The following is a 12,374-nucleotide window of genomic DNA, read 5'->3' on the forward strand; positions in this document are numbered from 1 at the left end:
TTTGCCGTGGTGGCCACGGTAAGTCTTGTTGCAATTCCGGCACTTCTGGTTCCCGCGGTGAATGCGGCGCCCGGTGATGGCGGAACACCAGCGCAGGCGCCGGTGGTGGATTTCCGCACGCTCGGCCGCGATTCGACCGTCGCGATATATGGCCAGGAGGGTGAGACCTCTCTGACCATTCCGGTCCCGCCCGGCCTCACCGCTTCCGAAATACAGGCGTCGGTGCAGGTACCGCCGAACTTGCAGCGAGCCACCCTCACCGCCACACAGGGCACCGAAACGCTCGCCCGCGTCGAGTTGCCGGTCGGGGCGCCGGCGCCGGCGCCGATCGCCATCGGATTGCGGGGCGCGGAGATCATCGACAACGCCGTCGATCTCACCCTGCGAACCGACCTGGTCCCGATCAACGGCACCTGCCTCGTCGACACCGATCTGCCGGTCGAACTGACCGGTGCCGCGATCAACTTCGCCGGCACCGAGGCGACACCGGAAACCATCGCCGACTTCTTGCCGCCGTTGCTCGAGAAGCTCACCATCGCCATACCGGCCGCACCCACCCAGACGGAATCCGATGCTGCGGTTGCGCTGACCTCCTCCATGGTGGCCCGATATGGCGCACAACCGATCGACGTTGCGGTGGAAGCGCTTCCCGACGGCCAACAGACCCTCGCGACCCCATCCGAGGCTCTCGAGCGTCAGATCACGATCCTCGAACGCCCCGCGAGCGCCGTGGAACTCGTTGGCTCTGTCGGGGTCCCGACCCTGCTGATCAGCGGGCCGGCCCCTGATCTGACCAACCAGGTCAACCTGCTCACCAGCAATCTGTCGCGACTGGCGATCAGTTCCAAGGCTGTCGCGGGCCCACTCCGGGTGACCCCTCAGCTGCCCCCGTCGTCGACGACCCTCGCCGACATCGGCGAACCGGGCCGAAGTGCCACGGCCACAACCAATCCCCAGGTCACCATCGGAATCGATCAGACACGACTGGGTCGGTCCGCGAAGGGCATCAGGGTGAACCTCAAGGGCTCCTACACGCCGTTGCCACCGAATTATGGCGGGCAGGTGGTGGTCTCGGTCGGTGACACCGTGATCGATCGATGGGCCGCCGAGCCGAATGGGATCGTCGACACCTGGGTCGACATCCCTGACGACCTCCTGCAGCGTTTCACGGACCTGACCGTGGCGGTCGACGCCGCGGGCAACACCGGCGGCTGCGGCGACAGCGCCCCGATCACACTCACCATCGACGGCGACAGCCCGGTCGAGAGCACAAACGCGAACCCGCCGCTCCCGACAGGTTTCCAATCGGTCCCGCAGTCGATGATGCCGCAGATCGAGGTCGGGATCGGTCCCGACTCCTTCGCCGACACGATTCGGGCGGTCACCATCGTCGAAGGCTTGCAGCGTCTGAGCGCGGTACCGATCAGCACCACGGTGGTCCCGCTGGAACAGGCGCTGAGTTCGTCGAACCCGGCGATCCTGATCTCGGCCTCGGGCTGGGATGACAACGAACTGACACTGCCGGTGAGCAAGCCCGCCTCCGGCCCGATCATGCTGACCGGTGTCGACGGCAACAACACCGAGACGTCGCTGACCCTGGATCCCGATGTGAACTTCGGGTCGTTGCAGACGGTGTACGACGGTGAGCGCACCATGCTGGTCGCCACCTCGACCGATGTACCCGCTCAGCTGGACCGATTGCTGAACTGGCTCGACGAGGACGAGGCTCGCTGGGTCACCGTGAACGGCGACGCACTTGTGCAGGCTGCGGATCGAGACCCGATCACCGTGATCACCGACAGCGCGACGCCGCAGCAGCAGTCCGATGACAACAACGACTCGGCCGTGCGCTGGATCGCTGCGGGTGTACTCGTGGTCATCGCCATCGTGGTCGCGATCATCGTGTTGCGAAGCCGCCGCCGCGAACCGGGGAGCTGATCGATGTCGGCCGCAGAATCAGGTCTGCTGCCCACCCTGCACCCCGGCTACCGAGTTGCGTTCCGCTGGACGCTGATCGGTGTCGCCACACTGATCGCGTTCTGGCCGAGCTTTCGCAGTCTCGCAGAGGAGATCGGTTCCGGCAGTCTCATCGGCTACGTACCGGCCATCCCCTTGCTGACGCTTCTCGCCGCCCAGGGGGTGGCGAGGCGACGCGGCGATGAGCTTCCCATCCACGATCGTCAGATCGACCTCATCGTCGGATTCATGGGCATGGTTCTGGCGCTTCTCGTCAAAGGTGTACTGCTCGGCCGCTACGCGGACCAGTACCATCTGCTTCGGCTCGACATGCTGGCCCTGTGGTTGTTCGTGGTCAGTGCGTCGGTGACGATGTTCGGCCTGCGCCCCGTCGCCCGATTCGCCTGGGTCTGGCTGCTGCTCCTCGCGGTGTTCCCGATCGGCTTCCGGCTCCTGATCATATCGCTGGGCGGAACCCGGTATGCGGCAGGATTTGTCATGGTCCTGCTGGCGGCGGCGGCCACCGCCCTTGCGGTCGGACGGACCCGGCGCCGCGCACTGCTGGGCGCTGCGGCCACCACCGCGCTCGGCTGCGCGATCGTGATCCTGATGATGCTGCTCTACCCGGACGTACGGGTCGTGGCGTACGAACTGATCCCATCGTTGACGGCCGCCATTGTGGTGTGCTCGTGGATGTACCTGCAAGCGCGGCGTGGTGAGACGAAAGCGCCGCTGAACAGGCCGATAAACTCGTTGTCGGCGAAGACAATCCAGCTCGGCGGTGCCATGGTGCTGGTGTTCGCGGTGTTGTTGTCACTGGTCGGCCTGCCCGCCTCCTCCTCGCCTCCGATCCATCGCGAGAATGCCCTACGCTTCGGCACACCGCTGATCGCACCGGTCGGCTGGCAAATCACCGACGTCACCGAGTTCAGCTTCGTCAAACGATTTTTCGGGCGCAATTCAACCCTGATTCGCCAATACCTCGTGGCGGACGAGGGAAATCCGGCGTGGGACAAGCTGTCGCGTCCGCGCACCGTGGTCATGGACAGCGTCGTATCCCGGCGGCCGATCGTCTTCAAGGTCTACCCCGACAACGTCATCTATGACATGAGGGCGAGCCGGATCAGCCAGGGCCGCAAGATCGATCTCGGCAACGACATCATCGGTGAGCTCTTCACCGTCCTCGACGACACCCTGCACGTGACGTGGACGAAACTGACGTGGACATGGCAGAACGCCACCCAGGCCCAACGTGTCACCCTGCTGTCGGTTGACAACCACGATCCCGGTGCACCTTTCCCCGAACCACAGGATGCGCTGGTCGCCAACCTCAATACCGTGTTCTCCGTTCTCATCCGCGGCAATTCGGTGGTGACCAACAAAGACCCCAACTTCAAGGACGCCGGGATGCTGACCATGCTCGGACGAGATCTGGTGGCCACGCAGATCGACTCGGCGAAGGAAAAGTCATGATCGAGCCCAACGGATCCGGCCGGCCCCACAACGTCGGGATGACCACCGAAGGGATGGACCCCGACAGCGACGAATTCAAGGAAACGGCGCTGTTCGACGCGATCGAGGGTCTTCGCGCAGTCGACCCGTTGCGATCAGCATCCACCGCGGTCGTCGGTTGGCAGAAGGCGGTCCTGATCGGGTTCTGCGTGGTGGTGATCGGGTGTGCCATATGGCAACCCACCGCCACCGTGACGTTCCTGATCGGGCTCTGCACCCTGTTCTACGTGTGGTCGATGTCGGACCGGCTGGTGCTCTTCCGGCGTGGACTCGCGTCGGGCCCGATCACCATCAGCGACGAACGCGCGCGGGCCGTACCCGATTCCGAGCTCCCGACGTACACGATCCTGGTGCCGGCCTACAACGAACCGGAGGTGGTCGCCGACCTCATCGGGGCGATGGCCGCACTCGAATATCCCGACGAGAAGCTCCAGGTGCTGTTGCTCCTCGAAGCCGATGACGAGGTCACGATCAATGCCGCCAAAGCGTGCGGCGACGTGGACACGATCACCATCGTCCTGGTCCCGGCAGCCGACCCACGGACCAAACCCAAAGCTTGCAACTACGGACTGCACCTGGCGACCGGTGACATCGTCACGATCTACGACGCCGAAGATCTGCCGGATCCACTGCAGCTGCGCAGGGTTGTTGTCGCCTTCTCCGAAAGTGACGAGACGGTTGCCTGTGTGCAGGCAAAGCTGGCGTTCCACAACGGAAGACAGAATCTGCTCTGCGGCTGGTTCACCGCCGACTACGGTCTGTGGTTCGGGTACCTGCTCCCCGGACTCATGCGGAGCAAATCCCCGATCCCCCTCGGCGGCACCTCGAATCACCTCCGGCGTTCGGTGCTGCGCGAGATCGGCGCCTGGGATCCGTTCAACGTCACCGAAGATGCCGATCTGGGGGTCCGGATCGCCGAAACCGGTTATCGCACAGCGGTGATCGACTCCGTCACACTCGAAGAGGCCAACAGCGACCCGATCAATTGGATCCGCCAGCGTTCCCGCTGGTACAAGGGATACCTGCAGACCTGGCTGGTGCACGTGCGTCGCCCTGTCAAACTCTGGAAGGCGATCGGCCCCATCGGCTTCATCCGATTCAGTCTGCTGCTCATGGGCACACCGGTCATTGCGTGCCTGAACCTGGTCTTCTGGTTGATCACCGTGATGTGGTTCCTGGGCCAGCCGGCCTTCATTCAGGAAGTGTTCCCCTGGTACATCTACTTCCCGGCGCTCATCTCGCTCATCTTCGGCAACGGCGCCACGATCTACATGAACCTGATCGCCATTCGTGAGGACGACCGGCCCGATCTGCTGATTCCGGCACTCACCGTTCCCATCTACTGGGTGATGATGAGCATCGCCTCGGCGAAGGGCTGCTATCAGCTGATCCGGAATCCGTCGTACTGGGAGAAGACTTTCCACGGATTGTCGGTCAAGACCGACGTGAACCCGGATGACCCGGCGACCGTGGTGGAGGCAGGCAATGCTCGGTAGCCGCCGCCTGAGCGCCATCATCTATCTCGTCACCACAGCGGTCTACCTGGGTGCCGGGTACTTTCTCGGTGTCCACCACGGCTTCCTGATGGGCGACGCACTCTCTCGCGTGTCCGCGGCCCAGTCGGTCCTGTTCAGCCGCGATCCGCACGTCGCCGCCATCGGCTTCATCTTCACGCCGCTGACCGCGCTGGTACAGCTCCCCACTGTCGGGCTCAGCGGCATCTGGCAGCCGCTGACCGAGTTCGCCTATTCCGGCTCGATCATGTCCGCGCTGTTCATGGCGGGTGCGGCGGTTCAGGTCTTCGGAATCGGTTCGGACCGCGCGCTTCCCCGCACCTTCACCCTGTTCATCACCGCGATGTTCGCGTTCAACCCGATGATCGTCTTCTACGCGTCGAACGGTATGAGCGAAGCCCCATTCATCTTCTTCGTGTGTTGGGCGGTCCGCCGCCTGATCGCCTGGGTCACCGACGACGACGTCCACCACCTCGCCACCGCCGGAATCGCGCTGGCGCTGGGATATCTCACGCGTTACGACGCCGTCGCCGCCATCGCCGCCGCGTCGATCCTCGTCGGCGCGATCACGGCGACGCGCAGCGCCAAGCACCTTCGCTGGAAGCGCGCGCTGCTCGACGGTGGTCTGATCGCCCTCCCCGGCTTCTTCGCGTTCCTCGGCTGGGCCGCCACGAGTTGGTTGATCACCGGAGAGGCATTTGCCCAATTCACCTCGCAGTACGGCAATTCGGCGATCATGCAGCAATCCGGGTCCGGAAAACCCACCGAGTTCGTCCCCGGCCTCGAGTTCGCCATCACCTCGACCTTGATGCTGGCACCGACGCTGATCGTGCTCGCGATCGGATCCGGTCTGGCCGGCTGGTGGCGACGCGACTGGCTCCCATTGTTGTTCCCGCTCCTCGTGTTCGGCGCGGTCCTCGCCTTCCAGGCGTACAGCTACGCCAGCGGATCGACCTTCGGATTCCTGCGGTTCTACATCCTCGCCCTCCCGATGGCCGCCACCATGGCGGTGCTCATCCTGCCCGCGCGAGCGTGCACCATCACCAAGCGGCGCGGCAGATATGCCCCCCGCCAATCACTCTCCGCCGTCCGTCACCCGACACCGCGTCACATGACCGGCCGGAACCGGGTGTGGCCCGCATTTGTCGTCTCGGCCCTCCTCCTCGCGGTCACGGTCCCGAGTTCTGCATGGGCGATGAGCAAACCGAAATACGCGCCGCAGGAATATGCCCTCGGCGCCATCCTCGCGCCGGAGCCGGACAACGTCTCCGAACGCAAGGCGACCGAGCATCGCGTCGTCGCGACCTTCTCCACCGAGCGAGGGATCGCACAGTACCTCGATGGGCTCAATCTGCCCGAGGGCTCGGTCCTCGCCGACACGGTGTACGGATTCGCGGTGGTGGTCGCCTCGACAAAACCCAAAACCTTTGTGGTGCCCTCAGATCAGGACTTCACCGCGATCCTGAACGATCCGGCGTCGAACAACGTCCAGTACCTCCTCGCGGTGCCCAACACCGGGCGAGGCCAATCCGACGCGCTCAACATTCGGTATCCGACGCTCTACGACACCGGAGCCGACATCGCCACACTCGCACTCGAAGTCCCCAATGACGGCGAGAACCAGCCGGTTTGGCGAATATACCGGGTCCTTGCCGATGTCGAGAACTGATCGGGAGACACCACACCGGTCGACATCAGGATTGGCCCTGCAGACTCCCGACGACAGTGAGCAGCGGGTCTGACGGCCCGATATCGAGGGTGCACTGGTCGGTGCGTGGGTCGGGCACGAACGACCAGAACAGGGCACCGGCCGTACCCGCGGCCCGCTGCGCCTCGACTCTCGTCTCGAGATCGGTGGCGCGCGCATCCAAGGGGCGACACGACCCGGCCTCCTGTCCGACCTCGGCGACGATCAGCGGCTTTCCCACCGCCTTGGCCTGCGTGATCCGCCGGGCCAGGCCGTTGTCGGAATCACCCGGAATCGGCACACCCACCGGCCCATAGTCGTGGTAGTCGAGCACGTCGATTCCGTCCGAGCCGGCGATGAACTCGTACTCCTGGCCCTGTGCGCCACACTGACCGCCACCTGCCAGGCCGGCCCAGACGGGGGTGTCCGGGTCGATGGCCCGCAACCGGGCTCCGGCCTCGTCGAAGAAGGCCCGCAACACCGCAGCGGCATCTTCAGGACACGTGCGGTCCTGCCACTCACAGGAATCGTCGACGCAGGTGCTGGTCTCCGGCTCACCCATCAGCTCCCACCCGGCCAGCGAACTCCGGTCGCCCCAGCGGCCGACCGCCGTGTCCAGCCATTGTGCGTAGGTCATCGCCTGTGCACCGGCCACATTCGGGACGGCATCAGGCCCGTCCCACTCGTCCGCATACCAGTCACGATCCTTGAATTCGAGGTCTTCACAAGCACCTTCACCCGACGCCAGCACCGGGACCACAAATTGATCGTGCCGCTCGGCCGCGTCGAAGACGGCATCGAGCGGACCGAAGTCGATGAGCCCGGATTCCTTGTCGACGGCCATCGCCGAATAGAGATCGAACCTGGTGATCGACGGATCGGGCAGCGCCTCGAAATAGTTGTCCAGATCGACCTGGGCCCCGCAGCCCTTGTTGACGGTCCAGTCGGTGCCGAGCTGATAGGCGTTCAAACCGGTCGGCCACCAGGTGTCGCCGTCGAGCAGGAATCCGTCGCCGGTGGTCTCGACACGCGAACCACGCGGGGGCGTCGTGTCGGTGGAGCCGCAACCGGCGATCAGGACCGCCGCGGTCACGAACAGAGCCATGACCGTGCGCACCGGTCTGCGCCCGCCCGGCGCGCAGCGGCCGAAGGGATTTGGGCGGCTCATCACCGGATCCTAGTCCCGGCCAACCGGCATCGAGTAGATCTGTTCAACCGATTTCCCGCCCTTCGACGGCTCCGCCACGCCCGGACCGCTGTATTGTCCGGTGCGATGATCCGACCCATGACACGCGCCGCCGCACTGTTGGTGGCGTCACTCCTGCTCACCGGTATCGGCTGCCCGGCCGTGTCCGCGGCCGACCCCGTGACCACCATGCCGCCGGCAGGTGCCTCACCGGCACCCGAAACGGTCACCGACACATGCCCTTACCAGACCACACCCGTTCCACCGGTCGACGAGTCCGAGGTCGTGCCCGCCGGTGACACCACGCCGGCCCCGCTACCGATTCCCGATCCGCCGGTCGGCGGCAGTGAACTCGGCGCCTGCGGGGTGGTACTCGCGCCGGGCGCGGCGCCGGCACCCCCGGGTCTGACCGCGGCCGGGTGGTTGATCGCGGACCTGACCGCGGGCACGGTGCTGGCCGCCAAGGATCCACACGGTCGGTACCGGCCCGCGAGCACCATCAAGGTGCTGCTGGCGCTCGTGGTTCTCGACGAACTCGATCTCGATGACACCGTCGTGGGCACGCAGGACGACGACGAGGTGGAAGGCGACTCGGCCGGAGTCGGACCCGGGGGCACGTACACCGTGCACGACCTGCTCACCGGGCTGATGCTGTCGTCTGGAAACGACTGTGCACATGCCTTGGCGCGCAAGCTCGGTGGCACCGAGACAACACTCGAGAAGATGAACACCATGGCAGCACACCTGGGTGCGCAGGACACCAGGGCCGCCTCCGCCTCGGGACTCGATGCCCCGGGGATGAGCACCTCCCCCTACGACGAGGCCCTCATCTTCCGGGCAGCCATGAAAAACCCCGACTTCGTCGAGATCTCCGCGCAAGATCAGTTCCGCTTCCCCGGATATCCGGGCATGCCCACCGAAACACCGTCCGCATCCGACGACGGCTACTCGACCGAAACCATCCCGGAGACCACGCCGACGGGCGAGCCGGGCATCGACCTCTACAACATGAATCAGCTGCTCTACGACTACGAGGGAACAGTCGCCGGTAAGACCGGATACACCGACGACGCCCGCAAAACGTTTGTCGGCGTCGCCGAACGCGACGGCAGACAGATCCTCGTGGTCCAGATGTACGGGCTCAACGACAGCCCCGGCTCGTACTGGCGCCAGGCCGAGGCGATGCTCGACTACGGCTTCGCGCAGCCGGCCGACCAGAACGTCGGTGTCCTGATCGACGGACCCGAAGACCTGATCGAAGAACTGTCGGAATCAGACCCACCCGGCACCGGTGACAACGCGGCATCGGCCGACGCCTCGTCCGATGGACTGTCGGGCACGGCGAAACTGGCGGTCGGTCTGGTCGGTGCGCTGATCGTGGTGTCGCTCGTCTACGCCGGGCTGCGGCTGAACAGACGGTCCTGACGCCCCGTTCGCGGACCGGCGAACAGGCTCAGCGCTTGCGCCGGGCCGCCGCCGAAATGCCCAATGCCGCAACCACGCCGGCACCGACTGCCGCGGCGGCTCCCCGCCCGGACAGTCCTTCGCGGACATCGACGCGCGGGCTGATGACCACCGGATCGGGCACCGTCGTGGGCTCGTACTTGCGGTTGCGTGGATCGGTGGCCGCCCACGCGGTGGCGAACAGGATGATCCGGGTGGTGATGAAGGCAAAGACCATGATGCCCAGGATCGGGCCGAACGTGGCGCCGGCGGGGCCCGTGACGACGGACTGGAGATAGAAGCTCGCGACCTGCTTGAAGATCTCGAAGACCACAGCGGTGAGCAGGCCTGCCTTCCACGCGTTGCGCAGGGGCAGCGCCACCCGGGGCAATTTGGCGATCACCCACGTGAACAGCAGCCACGACGCCAGGATCGAGAGCACCACCGAGATGGCCCGCACCGCCCATGACACTCCGGGAAGGTCTTCGACGCTCAGCCACTCCAGGATCTGATGCACCAGGCTGCTACTGGACAGCGCAGACAACGAGAAGGTGACGATCATGGCCAGGAAGAGACCGACGAGCGCGCCGAGATCGGACAGCTTGGTCTTCACGATGCCGGGCGATTCGGGTTCCGACCCCCACTGCACGGTGAGTGCGTTCCGCAGGTTGGCCATCCACCCGAGGCCGGCGTAGAGCGCGATCAGCAGGCCGAGTACACCGATCGTGGCACGGGATGCGATGGCCTGGTCCATCAGATCCGTGAGCTGTTCGCCCATACTGCCGTCCACCGAATCGGCGATCTTCTCTTTCGCCTTGTCGAGTAACTCCGGATTGTTGGCGAATACGAAGCCGGCCACCGCGAACCCGATCATCATCAGTGGGAACAGTGCAAAGATGCTGAAGTACGTCGCACCGGCGGCAAAGTAGTCGCCCTTGGAATCCTGATATCGCGTCGCCGCGTGCATGATGTGGTCGAACCACGGATATCGGGCCCGCTGCTTGTCGAGAAACGACGGTTTGTCTGCGCCTTCCGGCAATGCGGTCGCGTTGTGCTTGTCTGCGGCCCGCCCCGGCTTGGACGCCGTGGTCATGACATACCTGCCTGCGCGTACTCGGCGTGTGACATCTGGTTCCCCGTTCGGTGTTCAGTCGAGCGGTACTGGAGCTACAAAACCCACCTTGTCATAGACCGTTGCCAACGTTCGTGCAGCTACTTCTCGAGCCGTCTGCGCGCCCGCGGCCAAGATCTGGTCGAGCTGCGCCGGATCTGTCATCAGTTCATCGAACCGGGCCCGCAGGGGGATGACGAACTCGCCGAGCGCGTCGGCGGTGTCGATCTTGAGCTGGCCGTATCCCTGACCGTCGTAGCCGGCGACGATGTCGTCCACCGATTTACCGGTCAACGCAGACTGGATGGTCAGCAGATTGCTGACGCCCGGCTTGTTCTCTCGGTCGAAGACGATCTCGCGGCCGTTGTCGGTGACCGCCGAACGCAACTTCTTCGCCGACCGTTTCGGTTCGTCGAGCAGATTGATCAGACCGGCATCGGATTCCGCCGACTTGCTCATCTTCGCCGACGGGTTCTGCAGGTCATAGATCTTCGCGGTCTCGGCGACGATATAGGCCTCCGGGACGATGAACGTCTTGCCGAAGCGAGAGTTGAAGCGCTGCGCCAGATTACGGGTCAGCTCCAGATGCTGGCGCTGATCCTCACCGACGGGCACCTGATCGACTTGGAACGTCAGGATGTCGGCCGCCATCAGGATCGGGTAAGTGAACAGACCGACGCTCGACTGATCAGCGCCTTGCTTGGCCGACTTGTCCTTGAACTGGGTCATCCTGCCGGCCTCGCCGAAACCGGTGATACACGAGAGGACCCACGTCAACTGGGAGATCTGCGGCACATGCGACTGTAGATAGATCGTGGAACGCGCCGGATCGACACCCAGCGCCAGCAGTTGAGCGACGCTGCGGCGCGAGCGGTCCCGAAGGGCCTTGGGGTCATGTGCGGTGGTGATGGCGTGCATGTCCGGGATGAAGTAGAAGGCCTGCTCGAACTCGTCCTGCAACCTCACCCACTGCTGGACCGCACCCAGATAGTTCCCCAGATGGAACGAGTCACTGGTGGGCTGGATGCCCGACAGGACTCTCTTGCGCCGGGCGGGCTTGGTTTCGGTTGCCGATTGCGTCACGGACGAATTCTCTCATCCGCCCGCCACCGCATTTCATCGCACCGCACCCGGCATCGCGCCACAGACGAACCTCAGGAGTACTCGACGGTGACCGGCGCATGGTCTGACCACCGCAGATCGTAGGCGCCCGCGCGGTCGACCCAGGACTTCGTCGCTGTCGAGGCCATCACCTTGTTGGCGAGCTGATAGTCGATCCGCCAGCCGGCGTCGTTGTCGAATGCCTTGCCGCGCCAACTCCACCAGCTGTACGGCCCGGCAACCTCGCCGGCGAGATCGCGGGCGACATCACGCCATCCGGACTCCAGGACGCCGGCCACCCACGCGCGTTCCTCCGGGAGGAAGCCGGGGTTCTTCACATTGCCCTTGGCGTTCTTGAGATCCAGGGCGGTGGGCGCGATGTTCCAGTCGCCGCCGATCACCACCTTCCTGCGCTTGCGGCCCAGAGCCGCGAGGTGCTGACCGAACTCGTCGAGGAAGCGGAACTTCGCCTCGCGTTTGTCACCGTCGGCGGCACCTTTGGGCAGGTACAGGCTGGCGACGGTCAGCGAGCCGAAATCGGCTTCGATGTAGCGCCCGGTGTCGTCGAACTCAGCACTGCCGAAACCGCCGCGCACTGTGTCCGGCTCGCTGCGCGAGAGGATCGCCACCCCCGAGTGACCCTTGACCGACGACTCGTTGAGGCTCAGGAACCAGCCGTCGTCCAGAACCGGGGCCAAAGCCTCGGCAACCTGCTCTTGACCGGCCCGCGTCTCCTGCAACAGCACGTGGTCGGAGTTGGTGTCCCGCAACCACGGGATCAGGCCCAGGTTGCGTTCGGAGCGGTGCTTCACCGCGGCGCGGATGCCGTTCACGTTGATCGTCGTCACGATTGTGGTCACGTCG

The 12,374-nt window shown here is 64.8% G+C and carries 9 protein-coding genes; 5 read left to right on the forward strand and 4 right to left on the reverse strand.

The window, feature by feature from the left end; all coding sequences use genetic code 11:
- Positions 1-9 precede the first annotated feature (9 nt).
- Genes VIQ49_RS10685 through VIQ49_RS10700 form a run of 4 tightly spaced genes read left to right on the forward strand, consistent with a single transcriptional unit; the run spans position 10 to position 6,651 of the window.
- The gene (locus VIQ49_RS10685) at positions 10-1,938 is read left to right on the forward strand and encodes a hypothetical protein (protein WP_331884247.1); all 1,929 of its coding nucleotides are present in this window, start codon (positions 10-12) and stop codon (positions 1,936-1,938) included.
- A 3-nt stretch (positions 1,939-1,941) separates the two neighbouring features.
- Positions 1,942-3,429 carry a hypothetical protein gene (locus tag VIQ49_RS10690; RefSeq protein WP_331884250.1) on the forward strand — a complete coding sequence of 496 codons (1,488 nt, stop codon included), beginning with the start codon at positions 1,942-1,944 and terminating at the stop codon, positions 3,427-3,429.
- 38 nt (positions 3,430-3,467) lie between these two features.
- A complete protein-coding gene (locus VIQ49_RS10695; protein ID WP_331884405.1) occupies positions 3,468-4,964 on the forward strand; it encodes a glycosyltransferase in 1,497 nt (498 codons plus the stop codon).
- The gene (locus VIQ49_RS10700; protein WP_331884253.1) at positions 4,954-6,651 is read left to right on the forward strand and encodes an ArnT family glycosyltransferase; all 1,698 of its coding nucleotides are present in this window, start codon (positions 4,954-4,956) and stop codon (positions 6,649-6,651) included. Before VIQ49_RS10695 ends, VIQ49_RS10700 begins: the two co-directional genes overlap by 11 nt.
- 25 nt (positions 6,652-6,676) lie before the next feature.
- Here the strand turns inward: VIQ49_RS10700 and VIQ49_RS10705 are convergent, their stop codons facing one another.
- On the reverse strand, positions 6,677-7,837 hold the full coding sequence (locus VIQ49_RS10705; protein WP_331884256.1) for a beta-mannosidase: 1,161 nt from the start codon (positions 7,835-7,837) through the stop codon (positions 6,677-6,679).
- A 117-nt stretch (positions 7,838-7,954) separates the two neighbouring features.
- Here VIQ49_RS10705 and VIQ49_RS10710 point away from each other — a divergent pair, with 117 nt between their 5' ends.
- The gene (locus tag VIQ49_RS10710; RefSeq protein ID WP_331884259.1) at positions 7,955-9,280 is read left to right on the forward strand and encodes a D-alanyl-D-alanine carboxypeptidase family protein; all 1,326 of its coding nucleotides are present in this window, start codon (positions 7,955-7,957) and stop codon (positions 9,278-9,280) included.
- A gap of 28 nt (positions 9,281-9,308) precedes the next feature.
- On the opposite strand, the gene yhjD is transcribed toward VIQ49_RS10710, so the two are convergent.
- The 3 genes from yhjD to VIQ49_RS10725 form a co-directional block, all read right to left on the reverse strand.
- On the reverse strand, positions 9,309-10,391 hold the full coding sequence (gene yhjD, locus VIQ49_RS10715; RefSeq protein WP_331884261.1) for an inner membrane protein YhjD: 1,083 nt from the start codon (positions 10,389-10,391) through the stop codon (positions 9,309-9,311).
- A gap of 54 nt (positions 10,392-10,445) precedes the next feature.
- On the reverse strand, positions 10,446-11,492 hold the full coding sequence (trpS, locus tag VIQ49_RS10720) for a tryptophan--tRNA ligase (protein WP_331884263.1): 1,047 nt from the start codon (positions 11,490-11,492) through the stop codon (positions 10,446-10,448).
- Positions 11,493-11,563: 71 nt separating this feature from the next.
- A complete protein-coding gene (locus tag VIQ49_RS10725) occupies positions 11,564-12,370 on the reverse strand; it encodes an exodeoxyribonuclease III (protein WP_331884265.1) in 807 nt (268 codons plus the stop codon).
- Positions 12,371-12,374: the final 4 nt, after the last annotated feature.

It is taken from the genome of Williamsia sp., from assembly GCF_036566845.1.
Taxonomy (GTDB): domain Bacteria; phylum Actinomycetota; class Actinomycetes; order Mycobacteriales; family Mycobacteriaceae; genus Williamsia.